Origin of the sequence: Streptomyces sp. SLBN-8D4 (assembly GCF_049739545.1) — a bacterium.
GTDB classification, from domain to species: domain Bacteria; phylum Actinomycetota; class Actinomycetes; order Streptomycetales; family Streptomycetaceae; genus Streptomyces; species Streptomyces canus_C.
Window position 1 is genome coordinate 7484783 of the sequence record NZ_JBMGQC010000001.1, and the last position, 16728, is coordinate 7501510.

The window sequence follows — 16728 nt, forward strand, 5'->3', positions numbered from 1 at the left end:
GTCACACCTCCTCGGGTTCGGTGAGCAGCGGGTAGACGCCGTTCTCGTCGTGATCCTCCCGGCCGGTCACGGGCGGATTGAACACACAGATGCAGCGGAAGTCCTCCTTGACCCGCAGTGTGTGCCGCTCGTGACCGTCCAGGAGGTACATGGTCCCCGGCGTGATCGAGTGCGTCTGCCCGCTCTCGTGGTCGGTCAGCTCGGCCTCGCCCTCGACGCAGACGACGGCCTCGATGTGGTTCGCGTACCACATCGACGTCTCCGTACCCGCGTACAGGATCGTCTCGTGCAGCGAGAAGCCGACCCGCTCCTTGGCGAGCACGATGCGTTTGCTCTCCCAGGTGCCGGACGCGGCCTTCACATGCCGGTCGGTGCCTTCGATGTCCTTGAACGAGCGGACGATCACGGTGCTGCGATGCCTCCTAGTTAGACGGTCTGCTGAGCCTGATGCTCAGACGGTTTCCCGTACGGCACGGGCGAGGATGCTCAGCCCCTCGTCCAGTTCCTCGGGGGTGATCGTGAGCGCCGGAAGCAGCTTCACGACCTCGCTCTCGGGGCCCGACGTCTCGATGAGCAGCCCGAGTTCGAAGGCCCGGTGCGCCACCCGGCCCGCGCGGCCCTTGTCGTGGAACTCCAGGCCCCACACCAGCCCGCGCCCGCGGTACTCCTTCACGTCGGCCAGGTTCTCCTCGGTGAGGGAGATGAGCCCCTGCTCGACCTGCTCGCCGCGCTTGCGGGTCTGCTTCTCCATCGCGGAGCCGTCCGCCCAGTACTGCTCCAGGGTGGCGGTGGCCGTGACGAAGGCCGGGTTGTTGCCGCGGAAGGTGCCGTTGTGCTCGCCCGGCTCCCAGATGTCCAGCTCCGGCTTGAACAGGCACAGGGACATGGGAAGGCCGTAGCCGCTGATGGACTTGGAGACGGTGACGATGTCGGGCGTGATGCCCGCCTCCTCGAAGGAGAAGAAGGCACCGGTACGGCCGCAGCCCATCTGGATGTCGTCGACGATGAGCAGCATGTCCTGCCGCTCGCACAGCGCGGCGAGCGCCTGGAGCCACTCCCGGCGGGCGACGTTGATGCCGCCCTCACCCTGCACGGTCTCCACGATCACGGCGGCCGGCTTGTTGAGGCCGGAGCCCTGGTCCTCCAGGAGCCGCTCGAACCACAGGAAGTCCTCGACGGTGCCGTCGAAGTAGTTGTCGAACGGCATCGGCGTGCCGTGCACCAGCGGGATGCCGGCGCCGGCCCGCTTGAAGGCGTTGCCGGTGACGGCGAGGGAGCCCAGCGACATCCCGTGGAAGGCGTTGGTGAAGGACACGATGGCCTCCCGTCCCTTGACCTTCCGGGCCAGCTTGAGCGCGGCCTCCACGGCGTTGGTGCCCGTCGGCCCCGGGAACATGACCTTGTACGGCAGGTCGCGCGGGCGCAGCACCAGGTCCTGGAAGGTCTGCAGGAAGGCGCGCTTGGCGGCGGTCGACATGTCGAGCCCGTGCGTGATGCCGTCGCGCTCCAGGTAGTCGATCAAGGCCCGTTTCAGGACGGGGTTGTTGTGGCCGTAGTTCAGTGATCCGGCGCCGGCGAAGAAGTCCAGGTACGCGTGGCCGTCCTCGTCGTACAGGCGGCTGCCCTGCGCGCGGTCGAAGACGGTGGGCCAGCCGCGGCAGTAGCTGCGCACCTCGGATTCGAGGGTCTCGAAGACGCTGAGGTCGGGCTGGGTGATGGTCACGACGAATTGCTCCTCGGGTGCGTGGGGGGTCAGGCGGAGAGGGTGGCCGGATCGGGGGAGAGGGGGCCGATGCGGTACAGGACCTCGGGGTCGTGCGGCCCGTCGGGGAACAGGCTGGTGTCGAACAGCACCTCGCGCTCCAGGCGGGCGCCACGGCGTTCGGCGAACGCCGTGAACAGCCGCTCGGAGGCGGTGTTGCCCGGCGTGATGGTGGTCTCGACGGTGGTCAGCCCGCGCTCGGCGGCGAGCCGCGCGGTCAGTCCGTCGAGCAGGGCGGCGGCGAGCCCGCGGCCGCGGTACGCCGAGTCCACGGCCACCTGCCAGACGAGGAGGGTGCCGGGCCGGTCCGGGCGGACGTACCCGGTGACGAATCCGATCGGCTCCCCGCGCTCGTTCCGTGCCACCGCCGATGTGGCGGCGAAGTCGCGACACCACAGCAGATAGCTGTACGACGAGTTCAGGTCGAGGACCTTGGAGTCGCGGGCGATCCGCCACAGTGCGGCTCCGTCCGCGACCGTCGGCCGGTCGATTTGCAGGTCTGCTTGTGCGGCAGTCATGCGAATTGAATTTACCGAGGGAAATTCAAAATTGCATCGCCGGGTGGGGTTACGTGCGGGCGCTCCATGTGTTATCACGCGGGCGCGCGCCAACGCGCAAGAAGTGACCGTTATGCACCGTTACGACCAGCAAATAACGGGCAAATTGATCACGATGTGTAACGCGTCACAAGCATGTAACCCCCACGAGATCTACCCGAATTCCCCCGGTTCGTGTTCGCAGAATCTTTGCGTTTAGGTCGAGGGAAAGCGGGCAGAAGAATGCGGGAAGCTAATCTCTGATAAACCCCGGAATTAACCCGGTAATTATGTTCCGATAACCCCGTCGTCGGCGAAATCCACTCGGATTGGGGCTCCTCAGCGCCAGGCCTCGTCCGCGGCGCGCAGCGCGCTCTCGACCTCCACGACCGCACCCGTCTGCGCCAGCGCCGCACCCAACGCCGCCAGGCTCGCCCGCACCGCCCCCCGTGTCGCGTCCACCCCGTAGTGATTGACCCGGATCATCTCCTTGGCCAGGGCGCCCCCGCCCGCGGCCAGCGGGAGCGCGGGGTCGCAGGACAGGGCCCGGGTGATGAGCTCCGACGCCGCCACGCCCGACGGCGCACGCAGTGTCGTGGCGACCGGAGCGGCCTCGCGGTCCTCGTGGACGTATGGCTCCAGACCCCCGCCCAGCGCCCGCCCCCCCGCCCGGGTCGCCGCGGCGGCGGCCCGGTGCCGGCTCATCACCGCGTCCAGCCCGTCCGCCTCGATCCGCTCGACGCACGCCTCCAGCGCCAGCATCTCCAGCTGCGCCGGAGCGTGCAGCAGGGCCTTGCGGCCGCCGTCGATCCAGCGCTCCTTCCAGTCCAGCAGGGAGAGGTACGACCGGCGCGGGGCCCTCGGGTTCGCCGCCATCCGCACCCACGCCCGCTCGCTCACCGACACCGCCGACACGCCCGCGGGGCCGCCCATCGCCTTCTGCGCCCCGATCACGCACAGGTCCACACCCCACGCGTCCGGCAGCACCGGCTCGGCGCCGACGGACGCCACCGCGTCGAGATAGAAGAGGGCACCCTGCCGCCGTACGACCTCCCCGATCTCCGCGACCGGGTTGGTGTTCCCCGTCGCCGCCTCCGCGTGCACCAGCGACACGAAGTCGATCGCCGGGTGCTCCTCGAAAGCCGCCGAGATCTGCGCGGCCGTCACCGCCGTGTGGAACGGCACCGCGAGGTCGATCACCGTCGCGCCGCAGTCCCGCAGCCAGTCCCCGAAGGTCTGCCCGTACGGACCGGTGATGACGTTCAGCGCGGTCGTACCCGGACCGGCCGTGGAGCGGATCGCCCCCTCCAGCGGCAGCAGCGCCTCACCCTGCATGATCACGACGTCCTGCTCGGTACGCAGCAGCCGCGCCACACGGTCCTCGATCGAGGCGAACTGCGCCGCGCCGAGCGGGGCCAGGTCCAGGAAGGGGTGCGTCACGACGGTGCTCTCCTCGCTCACTGGGGTAGACGTGACGAGCGTAACCGTTCCTCACCCACCCCCGACGACCGGCGACTTCTTAGGCTGAACGGCCTCGCAACCATCGGTTTGGTTTGAGGCACTCAAACCTTTCCTTATAATCGGAACCCACAGTTCCCCCACAGGAGGCCTCCCGTGAACACCCTCTCCGGGCGCCGGACCCGCGTCCTGGCCGCCACCACCGCGACGGCCGGGCTCCTGCTCGTCGCTGCCTGCACCTCCAGCGACAACGGCGGCAGCGGTTCGAAGACCGCCGCGGGCGGGGTCGAACTGGTCAAGGGCGGACAGCTCACCACCTGCACCCACCTGCCGTACCCGCCGTTCCAGTCGGAGATCGACGGCAAGGTCCAGGGCTTCGACGTCTCACTCATCGACCTGGTCGCCAAGGACCTGGGCGTGAAGCAGGAGATCCTCGACACCCCCTTCGAGAACTTCAAGACCGGCGCCTTCCTCAACTCCGGCTCGTGCGACCTGGCCGCGGCCGGCATGACCATCACCGAGGAGCGCAAGAAGAACGTCGACTTCTCCGACCCCTACTTCGACGCCACCCAGGCCCTCCTGGTCGCCAAGGGCAGCGGGATCTCCTCGCTCGCCGACGCCAAGGCGAAGAAGGTCAAGCTCGGCGCCCAGGCGCAGACCACCGGCGAGGACTACGTCAAGGCCCACGGCTTCGACCCGGTCTCCTTCGAGTCCTCCGACGCCGTCCTCAACGGCCTGCGCTCCGGCCAGGTCAAGGCCGTCGTCATCGACTACCCGGTCGTCCAGGGCTGGCTGAAGAACAAGGCCAACGCCGACGCCTTCCAGGTAGCCGACAACATCAACACCGGTGAGCAGTACGGTTTCACGGTGAAGAAGGGCAACACCAAGCTGCTGGCCGCCATCAACAAGGCGCTCTCGGACGCCAAGGCCGACGGCACCTACAAGAAGCTCTACGAGAAGTGGATCGGCCCGTACGACGCGTCGGCCGCGTCGCCCTCCGCCTCATGACCGCGACGGACGCACAACTCCAGCCTCGCAAAAAGGGCCTGAGCAGGCGTCAGAAGCGCAGCCTGTCCCGCGGCATCCAGTACGTCGTCTTCGTCGCCGTCGTGATCGCCTTCGCGGTCTCGGCGGACTGGGGGCGGCTGAAGAACCAGTTCGCGCAGGCGGACATCGCCGACCAGATGTTCCCCGACGTCATCACGCTGGCGTTGAAGAACACCGTGCTCTACACGCTGTCCGGATTCGTCGTCGGGCTCGTCCTCGGCATGGTCATCGCGCTGATGCGGCTGTCGTCGGTGGGCCCGTACCGCTGGTTCGCCGGTGTCTACATCGAGATCTTCCGCGGTCTGCCCGCGCTGCTGATCTTCATCTTCATCGGCGTGGCCGTACCGCTCGCGTTCCCCGGCACGGAGATCGTCGGCGGCACGTACGGCAAGGTCGCCCTCGCGCTCGGCCTGGTGGCGGCGGCCTACATGGCGGAGACGATCCGCGCGGGCATCCAGGCGGTGCCCAAGGGGCAGATGGAGGCGGCCCGTTCACTGGGCTTCTCCCCGGCCCGCGCGATGGTCTCGATCATCATCCCGCAGGCGTTCCGGATCATCCTTCCGCCGCTGACCAACGAACTCGTCCTGCTCTTCAAGGACTCCTCCCTGGTGCTCTTCCTCGGGGTCACCCTGGAGGAGCGCGAACTGTCCAAGTACGGCCGCGACCTGGCCAGTACGACCGCCAACTCCACGCCGATCCTCGTCGCCGGGCTGTGCTACCTGCTGGTGACGATCCCGCTCGGGTTCGTGGTCCGCCGTATGGAGGCCAAGGCCCAGGAGGCCGTGAAATGACCGTTGAGACGAGCCGGCCGGAGATCGAAGTACGCGGTCTGCACAAGTCGTTCGGCACCAACGAGGTCCTCAAGGGCATCGACCTGGAGATCGGTCAGGGCGAGGTCGTGTGTGTGATCGGCCCCTCCGGCTCGGGCAAGTCCACGCTGCTGCGGTGCGTGAACCTCCTGGAGGAGCCGACGAAGGGCCAGGTCTTCGTCGGCGGCACCGAACTCACCGACCCCGACGTCGACATCGACGCCGTACGCCGCCGTATCGGCATGGTCTTCCAGCAGTTCAACCTGTTCCCGCACCTCACGGTGACCGAGAACCTCACGCTGCCGCAGCGCAGGGTCCTCCGGCGGGGCAAGGCGGAGGCCGCGAAGGTGGCCGCCGAGAACCTGGAGCGCGTGGGCCTCGCCGAGAAGGCGGACGCCTACCCCGCCTCCCTCTCCGGCGGTCAGCAGCAGCGCGTCGCGATCGCCCGGTCCCTGTCCATGGGCCCCGAGGTGATGCTCTTCGACGAGCCGACCTCGGCCCTCGACCCGGAGCTGGTGGGCGACGTGCTCGCGGTCATGCGGATGCTGGCCCAGGAGGGCATGACGATGATGGTCGTCACCCATGAGATGACCTTCGCCCGCGAGGTCGCCGACCGGGTCGTCTTCATGGACGACGGAACGATCGTCGAGGACGGCACCCCGGCCCGGGTCATCGGCGACCCCAGCCATGAGCGCACCCGCCACTTCCTCTCCCGGCTCCTCGACCCGGCGATGGCCCAGGTCGAGGAAGAGACCTCCGACCAGCCGGGCAAGGGCAGCTAGACGGTCATTAAGGTGCGGTCCATGAACGATCGCGCGGTGCTGCACGTGAAGGGCCGGATCCTGGCCGGTCCCGAGGACGTCCGGGACGAGCTGTGGGTGGTCGACGGGCGGATCTCCTACGACCCTCCCGTCGCCGCCCGTGACATCCGGACGGTGTCGGGCTGGGCGCTGCCCGGCCTGGTGGACGCGCACTGCCATGTGGGCCTGGGCGCGCACGGCCCGGTCGACCAGGACGTGGCCGAGAAGCAGGCGCTGGCCGACCGGGAGGCCGGCACCCTGCTCATCCGCGACGCCGGATCGCCCTCCGACACCCGCTGGGTGGACGACCGCGAGGACCTGCCGAAGATCATCAGGGCCGGCCGGCACATCGCCCGCACCCGCCGCTACATCAGGAACTACGCCTGGGAGATCGAGCCCGAGGACCTCGTCGCGTACGTCGCCCGGGAGGCCCGCCGGGGTGACGGCTGGGTGAAGCTGGTCGGCGACTGGATCGACCGCGAGGTGGGCGACCTGGCCCCCAGCTGGCCGCGGGAGGCGGCCGAGGCGGCCATCGCGGAGGCCCACCGCCTCGGCGCCCGCGTCACCGCGCACTGCTTCGCCGAGAACTCCCTGAAGGACCTGGTCGAGGCGGGCATCGACTGCGTCGAACACGCGACGGGCCTCACGGACGACCTCATTCCCCTCTTCGCCGAACGCGGCGTCGCGATCGTCCCGACCCTGGTCAACATCGCCACCTTCCCGAAGCTGGCGGACGGCGGCGAGTCCCGGTTCCCCCGCTGGTCCGCCCACATGCGCCGGCTCCACGAGCGCCGCTACGACACCGTCCGCGGCGCCTACGACGCCGGCATCCCGGTCTACGTCGGCACGGACGCGGGCGGCACCCTCCCGCACGGCCTGGTGGCGGCGGAGGTCGCCGAACTGGTGACGGCCGGAATCCCCCCGCTGGAGGCGCTGTCGGCGACGACCTGGGGAGCCCGGAACTGGCTGGGACGCCCCGGCCTGGAGGAGGGGGCGCCCGCGGACCTGGTGGTGTACGAGCAGGACCCGCGCACGGACGTACGGGTACTGGCCGCCCCGCTCCAGGTCGTGCTGAACGGCCGGGTGGTGCAGTAGGGCCTCCGGCCGACGTCCGGCCTCCCGGAATGCGGTGGGCGGGCCCCGGAGTGTGAAGGCGGGCTCGAAAGCGTGCGCGGATGCGCCACGATCGTGTGAACTCCCGGCGGATCGCTGTCGAACGACCGGCGGTACTACATCCTTTCGAGGTCCCGAGCCAGTCCTCTCTGGGGGTCCCACCACCTTGAACAGCACCCACTTCCGCATGCCCGCACGCCGTCTCGCCACCGTGGCGACGGCCACCGCCCTGGCCGCCGGTCCCGCGGCGCTGGCCGGCGCGGGCGCCGCGCACGCGACCGGCGACCAGGGGCACGCGAGCGCCGTCGCCCTGCGCACGGGGCTGGACGTCAACCTGCTCGACAAGACCGTGGACGTCCCCCTCGCGGTCGCCCTCAACGAGGTCCAGGCGCCCCGAACCGCCCGACAGACCGCGCTGACGGCGACGTTGGACGGCGTGGACGGGGGGCGGCCGTTCAGTGTGCTCGCCGCCGAGGTGGCCGACGCCAAAGCTTCGGTCACCGACGGGAAGGCCGAGGCGTCCACCCGCCTGACCCACGCCAAGGTCCACGTCCCCGGTCTTCCGCTGCTGTCCCTCATCGAGATCGAGGGTGTCACCTCCGAGGCGGTCTGCGAGGCCGGCCGGACCCCGACCGCCTCCTCGATGGGCCGTGGGGCCGGGTGTATGACCTGTTCCGTCGCTGGCAGCGAAACGGCACCTGGCAGCGAAACGGCACCTGGCAGCGGATCGTCACTCAACTGCAGGCCCGGGCTGACGCGAAGGACCTGATTGCCTGGGACATCAACGTCGACTCCACCGTTGTGCGCGCCCACCAGCATGCCGCCGGGGCGCGGAAAAGGGGGATCTGCAGAAGGAACCGCCCGGCGGAATCGCCACCGAGCCGGACGATCACGGACTCGGACGCTCACGCGGCGGCCTGACCACCAAGTTGCACCTGGCCGTCGAGCAGGGACAGAAGCCCATGTCGATCGTGGTCACGGCCGGACAGCGCGGCGACTCCCCACAGTTCGAGGTCGTCCTGGGCCGCATCCGGGTCCCCCGGCTGGGGCCGGGCAGGCCGCGTGTTCGCCCCGATCGAGTGCGTGCCGACAAGGCGTACGCCTCCCGCAAGAACCGCGCCTACCTGCGCCGACGCGGTATCCGCTGCACCATCCCGGACAAGGCCGACCAGGCCCGCAACCGCAAGAAACGCAGCTCCCGCGGCGGTCGGCCGCCGAAGTTCGACCTGGCGGACTACAAGGCTCGGCATGCAGTGGAGTGCGGCATCAATCGCCTCAAAAGGCACCGCGCCGTGGCCACGAGGTACGACAAGCTCGCGATCCGCTACGAGGCGACCGTCCTCGTCGCGGCCATCAACGAATGGCTGTGACCACTCACACGGCTCGTTCCATGCAGACCAGCTGGTCCCGCTCGTCCCACGACTCGGTGACGGTGAATCCGAGCCGCTCGTACAGGGCGATCGCGCCTGCCCGCCACTTCCATACCGACAGCCGCACCGCGCTGACGCCGCTTTCCGCAGCATGCACGAGCGCGGCGCTGACCAGGCTGGACGCGATGCCCCGCCCCCGGAACGCCGGGTCTGTCCAGAGCCTTTTGACCTCGGACCGTCCGTCGACAGAAGCGGTCACCACCAGGCAGCCCACCGCAGCGTTCCCGCTCAAAGCCAGCAGCACGACATCGTCAACGAACACGGCCTGTGGATCCGCGATCTCTACCCGGTAGCGCTCCGGCAACCCATCCACACCGGCGACGGCCTCGCCCTTCTCGGCCTGCGTCTGCAGATGGTAGGCCGCCAGCAGATCTGCCAGCCCATCCTGGGCGGAAGGCGCCTGACCTGGCCAGCGGACTATGGCAACCTCGCGTTGATCAGTCATGACCTGAGCATCGCATGACACATACCAGGGCTAAAACGACTATCTTGATCCACTCTCGATACACGCCCTAGTGCTGGGCCAGCGTCACGGCCTGATCCAGCGCCTGGAGAAAGGAGTTGACCGTCGCCCGGTCCCGGACCGCGAGCCGCAGCCACTCCTCGCCGAGCCCCGGGAACGTGTCCCCGCGCCGCACCGCGAACCCCAGGTCGCGCAGATGCCGTCGTACGTCAGTGGCCCTCGGCAGGCGTACGAGGACGAAGGGACCCTCCGCCGGCTCGACCACCCGGAGCCCGTCCGGGGCGAACTCCCGCAGCCCGGCGACGAGATGGGCCCGGTCGGTGCCGACGCGGTGGGCCGCGTGGGCGGCCTCGGCCAGCGCCCGCGGCTCCATGCACGCCACAGCCGCCGCGAGGGCCGGGGTGGACACCGGCCACAGGGGCTGAGCCCGTTCCAGGTCGGCGATCGTCTCCGGGGCGGCGAGGACGTAACCGATGCGGAGCCCGGCCAGTCCCCAGGTCTTCGTCAGGCTGCGCAGGACGACGAGTCCGGGCACGTCCGTCCGCCCGGCCAGGGCCTCGCGCTCGCCCGGCACCGCGTCCAGGAACGCCTCGTCCACCACCAAGGTCCGCCCGGGACGCGCCAGTTCGGCGATCGTGGCGGCCGGATGCAGGACCGAGGTGGGATTGGTCGGGTTGCCGACGACGACCAGGTCGGCGTCCTCGGGGACGGCCGCCGGATCGAGCCGGAAGCCGTCCTCCTCCCGCAGCAGCACCCGGTCGACGGAGTGCCCGGCGTCCCGCAGTGCCGCCTCCGGCTCGGTGAACTGCGGGTGCACCACCACGGCGTGACGAATCGTCAGGGCGCGGGCGAGCAGGACGAACGCCTCGGCCGCTCCCGCCGTCAGCAGCACCCGTTCCACGGGCACCTCGTGCCGGGCGGCCACCGCCTCCCGCGCCTGCCGCCCGTCGGGATAGGCGGCCAGCCCGGCCAGCGACCCGGCGATCCGCTCCCGCAGCCAGGCCGGGGGAGTGTCCGCGCGGACGTTCACGGCGAGATCCGTGAGCCGCGCACCGTCGTCCCGCACCTCGGCGTCGCCGTGGTGCCGCAGATCGTGTCCCTCGCTGTGGGTGCGGTCAGTGCGCATGGGTGTGGGCGCCGTGGTGGTGGCCGTGGTGATGGTGGTCGTCGTCGTCCGGGTGGAAGTGCGGCTGCTGCGGCAGGCCCACCTTGTCCTCGAACCCGGGCAGCGCGATGCGGTACACGCACGAGTCGCAGTTCATCCGCAGATCGCCCTTGACGGCCTCCGCGTACCGCTCCATCACCAGGTCCAGCAGCTCCGGCTCCGGACCGATGACGTCCGCCGAACGCACCTCGACCTCGGGATGCGCGGCCGCCCAGCCCTCGGTCTGCTGCCGCACCCGGTCCGGCAGGATCCCGGTGAACAGGAAGTAGGGGAGTACGACGATCCTGCGCGCCCCCAGGGCCACACACCGGTCGAGTCCGCTCGGCACGTCCGGTGCGGCCAGCGACACGAACGCCGTCTCCACCCCCGCGTATCCGCGCCCCTCCCACAGCAGCCGGGCCGCCTTGTACACCTCGGCGTTGGCGTCGGGGTCCGTGGAGCCGCGGCCCACGAGCAGCACGGTGACGTCCGCCCGGTCCAGCGCGGTGCGGCCCCCGGTGGCGTCCAGGGCCTCGTCCAGGCGCCGCTCCAGCACGTTCAGCAGCGCCGGGTGCGGGCCCAGTGGACGCCCGTAGGTGTACGAGATCCCCGGGTGCCGTTCCTTCTCACGGGACAGCGCGGCCGGGATGTCGCCCTTGGCGTGTCCCGCGGACACCAGCATCAGCGGCACGGCGGCGAAGCGGCGGACACCGCGCTCCACCAGCTCGGTCACCGCGTCGCCCAGCGGCGGCGGGGACAGCTCGATGAAACCGCCCGCGACGGGCAGCTCGGGGTGGCGGGCCCCCAGCTCCCGGACGAAGTCGCGGAACGCCTCGGCTCCGGCCTCGTCCCGGGTGCCATGACCGGCGATGAGCAGGGCGGGCGGCGGGGTGGTCACGATGTCTCCTCGGCGGGGTGAGTGGGGTGGTACAGCAGGGCGTTGAGCGCGGCGGAGGCCACGGCCGACCCGCCCTTCTCGGACACGTTGCTCACGGCGGGCAACCCGCTCTCGCGCAACGCGGCCTTGGACTCGACCGCGCCGACGAAGCCGACGGGCAGCCCGATGACGAGCGCCGGGGCCGCGTCCAGGGTCAGCAACTCCTCCAGCGCGGTGGGGGCGTTGCCGATCACCCAGATCGCCCCCGGGCCGACCTGCTCGTGGGCGAGGCGGATGGCGTGGGCCGAACGGGTCAGCCCGGGACCCGACTCGGCGTCCTTCAGCCGGCAGACCGTCTCCCGCCGGGTGATGCCCGCGGCGACCATCTCCACGTCGGTGACGACGGGCGCCCCGGAGTGCAGCGCGGCATGCGCCTTCTCCAACTCGCCCTCGTCCATGACGAGATCGGTGGCGTACTCCAGATCGGCGGCGGAGTGGACGACCCGCTCCACCACCGCCCGGGTCAGCGGCGGGAAGTGCGAGGTGTCCAGGCGGGCACGCAGCCGCCGGTAGGACTCCACCTCGATCGGGTGGACGACACGGTTCACTTGGCGCCCTCCTGCCAGCGGTAGCCGCGCGGCGTCACCATGCGCCCCGCGATGTCCCGGGTCGCCGTGTTGCCCACGGTCACCACCGTCATCATGTCGACGGTCCCCGGGTCGAGAGCGGCCAGGGTCGTCAGCCGGGCGGACTCGTCGGGCCGCGACGCGTTCCGTACGACACCGACCGGCGTGGCCGGCTCCCGGTGCTCGGCGAGGATCGCGAGCGCCTTGGGCAGCTGCCAGTCCCGGCCCCGGGAACGGGGGTTGTAGAAGGTGACCACGATGTCCGCCTCGGCCGCCGCGCGCACCCGCCGCTCGATGACCTCCCACGGAGTGTGCAGGTCGGACAGGCTGATGGACACGTGGTCGTGGCCGAGCGGGGCACCGAGGATCGCGGCCGCCGCGAGCGCCGCCGTCACCCCGGGGACGCCGATCACGTCGATGTCGTCGGAGGCCTCGGCGAGCGCGGGGGAGGCCATGGCGTACACGCCGGCGTCCCCGCTGCCGATGAGCGCGACGGCCTGGCCCCGGCGGGCCTCTTCGACGGCCGTGCGTGCCCGCTCCTCCTCGGCCCCGAGACCCGACTCCAGGACCCGGGTGCCCGGCCGCAGCAGATCGCGGATCTGGTCGACGTACTGATCGAGACCGACCAGCACGGAAGCACGCTGGAGCTCCGCCTTCGCGCGGGGCGTGAGCAGGTCCCGGGCGCCCGGTCCGAGTCCCACGACCGCGAGCCGGCCGCGCGCGGGACGCCGTACGACCGCACAGGTCGCCATGGCGGGCGTCGCGGCCGATTTCCGCTTGGGGACGAGGAGTTCACCGCCCCGTACGAGCGCGGCGGCCTCCGCGACCGACGGCGTGCCCACGGCGGCCAGGGGCGCGTCCGACGGGTTGGGCACCTCGACGGCGGCCAACTCCTCGGCGGATTGGGTGACCAGGGGCACGCCGAGCCGCCCGGCCGCCGCCACGATCCCCGGCTCCTCGGCCTTGGCGTCCACGGTCGCGAGTGCGGCGACCGACTTCGAGGACAGCCCGGCCTCGCGCAGCGAGCCCTCGATCAACCCCCACACCTCTTCGGCGGGCGCGCCCTTGGAGGCGCCGACGCCGACCACGAGCGTGGGCGGACGCAGCACGACCTCCTGCTCGGAGAGCTCGACGAGCCGGTCCGTGACGCGGATGCCGTACGTCCCCTCCGAGGCGACCGGCAGCGGCGGCAGCGGCCAGCCGGACGCGTTGTGCAGGGCGACGGCCTCCCCGTCCAGGAGCGCCCGCGACACGGCCGCCACCGCACCCTCCACCGGCAGCCCCAGGGTGTCGAGCCCCGGCACCCCCACCGCGTCGGTCGCCGTCGTCACCACGGGCTCGGCACCGAGCAACTCCCCGATTTCCCGAGCGAGTTCATTGGCGCCGCCGGCGTGGCCGCCGACCAGGGACACGGCGAACCGCCCGCCCTCGTCGACACACACCACACCCGGGTCGGACGCCTTGTCGCCGAGCAGCGGCGCGACCAGGCGGACGACCGCCCCCGTGGCCAGGAAACACACGAGCTGCTCGCACTCCGCGAACGCCCGCCGTACGGCGTCCCCCACGGGTCCGTCGTACACGCGCGTGCGGTCCGGCCATGCCGCGGCCAGCCGGTCGCGTGCCGCCGCCCCTGCCGCGGTGGCGGAAATGAGGCCGATCACTGAGCAACTCCCTCTCGATACACGGGGTTTCTGACGCCCCACAGCAGGAAAACCGGATTGGTCGCGGCGAGCCGGGTCACGTCCCCGGGCAGCGGCGCGAGCCGGGACGACTGCAGCAGTACGCCGTCGCACTCCAACCCGGCGCCGGTGAGGGCCGCGCGCACGGCCGGCACCCGGTCCAGCGCGGCCATCGCCACGACGACGCTCCGCCGGGCCCGGCGGGCACAGGTGGCGACGATCTCCGGCAGTTCACGTCCGCCGCCACCGATGAACACGGCGTCCGGGTCGTCCAGTCCGGTGAGCGCGTCCGGCGCGGACCCGTGGACGACCTGTACGTCGACCCCGTGGGCCGCCGCGTTGGCACGGATCCGCCCGACCCCGTCGGCCGCCTTCTCGACCGCGACCACGGCGGCACCGAGCCGCGCGCACTCCACGGCCACGGACCCGGACCCCGCGCCCACGTCCCAGACGAGCTCCCCGAGCCGCGGCCCGAGCCGCGCCAGCGCCAGCGCCCGCACCTCGAACTTGGTGATCATCGAGTCGCGGTGGTCGAAGGCGTCCTCTTCCAGGGCCCATTGAGAGGGGGCTGGGGGAGGCCCGGCAACCGTGCGCACACCGCCGAGAGCCCGAGACTCGTCGAGACAGAGAACGACACTCACACCGGTACCCCAGTCCCGGGCGGCGGCTGCGGCGGGGGTGACCCGCTCGACCCGCTCGTCGCCGGTACCGATATCGGAGGCGACCACGAGAACACGCTTCGGGGGCGCGGGGCTGTATCGATTTACGGCTCCGCCGCGGGGCGCGACCGGCCACGACGGCACAGTAGCCGCCCGACGACCGTCTTCGGCACCCCCTTCGGCGTCCGCCAATGCAGCGCCGAGCTCCGCAGGACCCGCCCCCGGCCCCGTCAGCACCGCAACCTTCGGACGCGCCCGGCACACATTCACCGCCGTCCGCAGATCCCGCCCATGCGCACTCACCACCACCGCGTCGTCCCACGGCAACCCCACCCGGGCGAACGCGGCGGCAACGGAGGACACACCGGGCCGCACCTCCAACGCGCCCGCCCCGAACCGCTCCGCCAGCACCCGTACGATCCCGAAGAACCCGGGGTCGCCGGAGGCCAGCACCACGACCCGGCTCCCCTTGTCGTGATGCCGTTCGATGATGTCCAGCGCCGGTGCCAGCGGTCCGAGGACGACGCGCTCGGCGTCCGCCGGGACGACCGCGGCGTCCAGATGCCGCCGCCCGCCCACGACCAGCTCGGCCCCGGCCAGGCACTCCTCGGGCGCCGCCCCCGTCCCCGTACCCACCACGGTGATCACGTGCCGGCACCCTTCGCCGCCCGCAGCGCCCGCCGGGCCTCCGGGTCGGCCTTGCGGTACCCGTGGAAGTGGCCGGGGTGGTACAGGTGCGAGCGCGTGCCCTCGGAGCCCAGCGCCGGGCCGACCAGGAACAGCGTGTGCTTCCACAGCTTGTGCTCCTTGACGGTCTCCTCCAGCGTCCCGATCGTGCACCGCACGACCAGCTCCTCCGGCCAGGTCGCCTGGTAGGCGACCACGACCGGAGTGGAGGTCGGATAGCCGCCCTCCAGCAGCTCCCGCACCAACTGCCCGCTGCGCGCGGCGGACAGGAAGATCGCCATGGTGGTGCCGTGCTTGGCGAACTCCCGCACCTCCTCGCCGGGCGGCATCGGCGTCTTGCCGCCGCCGAGCCGGGTGAGCACGACGGACTGCGCGACCTCGGGGATGGTCAGCTCGCGCTGCGCGAGCGCGGCCACCGCCGAGAAGGCGGAGACCCCGGGCACGACCTCGGTGGCGATGCCGATCCGCGCGCACCGGTCGAGCTGCTCCTGCGTACCACCCCACAGGGCGGGGTCACCGGAGTGGATCCGGGCCACCTTCAGACCCTCCTCGCGGGCCCGCTCGTACACGGCGACCACGTCCTCCAGCGACATGGTCGCCGAGTCGAGGATCTCCGCGTCCTCGCGCGCGTGCTCAAGGACCTCCGCCTGCACCAGGCTCGCGGCCCAGATCACGACGTCGGCCTCGGCGATGGCGCGCGCGGCACGGAACGTCAGCAGATCGGCGGCGCCGGGGCCGGCACCGACGAAGGTCACCTTGCCGGTGGGGGCATCGGCCATGGGAATCGGTCCTCTCATCACAAAAGGTCTTGAAATGGTCTTAGGGCTGCGGTCGGCGCGATGGCCGGATGTGCGCGAACGGGGGTTGATCGGATACCAAGGCCCTATGGCGGTCTTCGTCGCGCTCGGCGCGTTCCTGATGACGCTGGCCGGCGGCTGGACGGCACAGCGGGTCACCGACCGCCGTCATCTGGTCCTCGGCCTGGCCGGGGGACTGATGCTCGGCGTGGTCGGCCTGGACCTGCTGCCGGAGGCGCTGCGCGCGGCCGGCGACGAGGTCTTCGGCGTGCCCGCGGCCCTGCTCCTGTTCGTGGCCGGCTTCCTGCTGGCCCATCTGGTGGAGCGTCTGCTGGCCGCCCGCCAGGCCGCGCACGGCGGCGAGGAGCACGACGGCCGGGTCCCCGAGGTCGGCCTCACGGCAGCGGCCGCGATGGTCGGCCACAGCGCAATGGACGGCGTGGCCATCGGCGCGGCCTTCCAGGTGGGCGGCGGCATGGGCACGGCGGTCGCGCTGGCCGTCGTGGCCCACGACTTCGCGGACGGCTTCAACACGTACACGATCACGAGCCTGTACGGGAACGCCCGGCGAAAAGCGCTGACCATGCTGTTCGCGGACGCGGTGGCCCCGGTGCTGGGCGCCGCCTCGACGTCCTTCGTGACCATCCCGGAGGGCCTGCTCGGCGGCTATCTCGGCCTCTTCGGCGGCGCGCTCCTCTATCTCGCGGCGGCCGAGATCCTCCCCGAGGCCCACCACGAGCACCCCGCCCGCTCGACCCTGCTGTGCACGGTCGCCGGCGTCGGCTTCATCTGGCTGGTGGTGGGGCTGGCCGGCTGACCCGGCCGCTCTGCAGGGGTTCGC

The 16728-nt window shown here is 71.2% G+C and carries 16 protein-coding genes and 2 pseudogenes; 7 read left to right on the forward strand and 11 right to left on the reverse strand.

Annotated elements, in window-relative coordinates; translation table 11 throughout:
- Position 1: 1 nt before the first annotated feature.
- The 4 genes from RKD20_RS33990 to RKD20_RS34005 form a co-directional block, all read right to left on the reverse strand.
- Positions 2 to 406: an ectoine synthase gene (locus RKD20_RS33990; RefSeq protein WP_007381148.1), complete on the reverse strand. Its 405-nt coding sequence runs from the start codon at positions 404 to 406 to the stop codon at positions 2 to 4.
- A 45-nt stretch (positions 407 to 451) separates the two neighbouring features.
- Positions 452 to 1723, reverse strand: coding sequence for a diaminobutyrate--2-oxoglutarate transaminase (ectB, locus tag RKD20_RS33995; RefSeq protein ID WP_424881053.1), 1272 nt, complete (start codon positions 1721 to 1723; stop codon positions 452 to 454).
- Positions 1724 to 1752: 29 nt separating this feature from the next.
- Entirely contained in the window at positions 1753 to 2280 is a 528-nt protein-coding gene (ectA, locus tag RKD20_RS34000) for a diaminobutyrate acetyltransferase (RefSeq protein WP_424881054.1), read from the reverse strand.
- A 357-nt stretch (positions 2281 to 2637) separates the two neighbouring features.
- Positions 2638 to 3738, reverse strand: coding sequence for a pyridoxal-phosphate-dependent aminotransferase family protein (locus tag RKD20_RS34005; RefSeq protein WP_424881055.1), 1101 nt, complete (start codon positions 3736 to 3738; stop codon positions 2638 to 2640).
- Between the two features lie 174 nt (positions 3739 to 3912).
- Here RKD20_RS34005 and RKD20_RS34010 point away from each other — a divergent pair, with 174 nt between their 5' ends.
- The 6 genes and pseudogenes from RKD20_RS34010 to RKD20_RS34035 all read left to right on the forward strand — a co-directional run.
- Positions 3913 to 4764, forward strand: coding sequence for a transporter substrate-binding domain-containing protein (locus RKD20_RS34010; protein WP_424881056.1), 852 nt, complete (start codon positions 3913 to 3915; stop codon positions 4762 to 4764).
- Positions 4761 to 5594: an amino acid ABC transporter permease gene (locus RKD20_RS34015; RefSeq protein WP_028808296.1), complete on the forward strand. Its 834-nt coding sequence runs from the start codon at positions 4761 to 4763 to the stop codon at positions 5592 to 5594. The genes RKD20_RS34010 and RKD20_RS34015 overlap by 4 nt, the downstream gene beginning before the upstream one ends.
- Positions 5591 to 6394 (forward strand): amino acid ABC transporter ATP-binding protein, encoded by an 804-nt coding sequence (locus RKD20_RS34020; RefSeq protein WP_424881057.1) that lies wholly within the window; start codon positions 5591 to 5593, stop codon positions 6392 to 6394. Before RKD20_RS34015 ends, RKD20_RS34020 begins: the two co-directional genes overlap by 4 nt.
- A gap of 21 nt (positions 6395 to 6415) precedes the next feature.
- Positions 6416 to 7507, forward strand: coding sequence for an amidohydrolase family protein (locus RKD20_RS34025; protein WP_424881058.1), 1092 nt, complete (start codon positions 6416 to 6418; stop codon positions 7505 to 7507).
- A gap of 184 nt (positions 7508 to 7691) precedes the next feature.
- A pseudogene (locus tag RKD20_RS34030) lies at positions 7692 to 8183 on the forward strand (SCO1860 family LAETG-anchored protein); the annotation flags it as partial.
- Positions 8171 to 8895, forward strand: a pseudogene (locus RKD20_RS34035) (IS5 family transposase); the annotation flags it as partial. The pseudogenes RKD20_RS34030 and RKD20_RS34035, both read left to right, overlap by 13 nt.
- A gap of 4 nt (positions 8896 to 8899) precedes the next feature.
- On the opposite strand, the gene RKD20_RS34040 reads toward RKD20_RS34035, so the two are convergent.
- From RKD20_RS34040 to cobM, 7 genes are all read right to left on the reverse strand, one after another.
- Positions 8900 to 9400, reverse strand: coding sequence for a GNAT family N-acetyltransferase (locus RKD20_RS34040; RefSeq protein WP_424881059.1), 501 nt, complete (start codon positions 9398 to 9400; stop codon positions 8900 to 8902).
- Between the two features lie 67 nt (positions 9401 to 9467).
- The gene (cobC, locus tag RKD20_RS34045) at positions 9468 to 10544 is read right to left on the reverse strand and encodes an Rv2231c family pyridoxal phosphate-dependent protein CobC (RefSeq protein WP_424881060.1); all 1077 of its coding nucleotides are present in this window, start codon (positions 10542 to 10544) and stop codon (positions 9468 to 9470) included.
- The gene (locus RKD20_RS34050; RefSeq protein WP_424881061.1) at positions 10534 to 11460 is read right to left on the reverse strand and encodes a sirohydrochlorin chelatase; all 927 of its coding nucleotides are present in this window, start codon (positions 11458 to 11460) and stop codon (positions 10534 to 10536) included. The genes cobC and RKD20_RS34050 overlap by 11 nt, the downstream gene beginning before the upstream one ends.
- A complete protein-coding gene (locus RKD20_RS34055) occupies positions 11457 to 12047 on the reverse strand; it encodes a precorrin-8X methylmutase (protein ID WP_424881062.1) in 591 nt (196 codons plus the stop codon). The genes RKD20_RS34050 and RKD20_RS34055 overlap by 4 nt, the downstream gene beginning before the upstream one ends.
- A complete protein-coding gene (gene cobJ / locus RKD20_RS34060) occupies positions 12044 to 13726 on the reverse strand; it encodes a precorrin-3B C(17)-methyltransferase (RefSeq protein WP_424881063.1) in 1683 nt (560 codons plus the stop codon). The genes RKD20_RS34055 and cobJ overlap by 4 nt, the downstream gene beginning before the upstream one ends.
- Entirely contained in the window at positions 13723 to 15051 is a 1329-nt protein-coding gene (gene cbiE, locus RKD20_RS34065; protein ID WP_424881064.1) for a precorrin-6y C5,15-methyltransferase (decarboxylating) subunit CbiE, read from the reverse strand. Before cbiE ends, cobJ begins: the two co-directional genes overlap by 4 nt.
- Positions 15048 to 15869, reverse strand: coding sequence for a precorrin-4 C(11)-methyltransferase (cobM, locus tag RKD20_RS34070; RefSeq protein ID WP_424881065.1), 822 nt, complete (start codon positions 15867 to 15869; stop codon positions 15048 to 15050). The genes cbiE and cobM overlap by 4 nt, the downstream gene beginning before the upstream one ends.
- A 106-nt stretch (positions 15870 to 15975) precedes the next feature.
- Here cobM and RKD20_RS34075 point away from each other — a divergent pair, with 106 nt between their 5' ends.
- On the forward strand, positions 15976 to 16704 hold the full coding sequence (locus RKD20_RS34075) for a ZIP family metal transporter (RefSeq protein ID WP_424881066.1): 729 nt from the start codon (positions 15976 to 15978) through the stop codon (positions 16702 to 16704).
- Positions 16705 to 16728 lie beyond the last annotated feature (24 nt).

What these genes read in the sequence shown, in the direction of transcription:
- ectA (WP_424881054.1), bottom strand. Translation starts at nt 2,280, where the DNA reads ATGACTGCCGCACAAGCAGACCTGCAAATCGACCGGCCGACGGTCGCG.
- RKD20_RS34015 (WP_028808296.1), top strand. Translation starts at nt 4,761, where the DNA reads ATGACCGCGACGGACGCACAACTCCAGCCTCGCAAAAAGGGCCTGAGC.
- RKD20_RS34020 (WP_424881057.1), top strand. Translation starts at nt 5,591, where the DNA reads ATGACCGTTGAGACGAGCCGGCCGGAGATCGAAGTACGCGGTCTGCAC.
- RKD20_RS34025 (WP_424881058.1), top strand. Translation starts at nt 6,416, where the DNA reads ATGAACGATCGCGCGGTGCTGCACGTGAAGGGCCGGATCCTGGCCGGT.
- RKD20_RS34040 (WP_424881059.1), bottom strand. Translation starts at nt 9,400, where the DNA reads ATGACTGATCAACGCGAGGTTGCCATAGTCCGCTGGCCAGGTCAGGCG.
- cobC (WP_424881060.1), bottom strand. Translation starts at nt 10,544, where the DNA reads ATGCGCACTGACCGCACCCACAGCGAGGGACACGATCTGCGGCACCAC.
- cobM (WP_424881065.1), bottom strand. Translation starts at nt 15,869, where the DNA reads ATGGCCGATGCCCCCACCGGCAAGGTGACCTTCGTCGGTGCCGGCCCC.
- RKD20_RS34075 (WP_424881066.1), top strand. Translation starts at nt 15,976, where the DNA reads ATGGCGGTCTTCGTCGCGCTCGGCGCGTTCCTGATGACGCTGGCCGGC.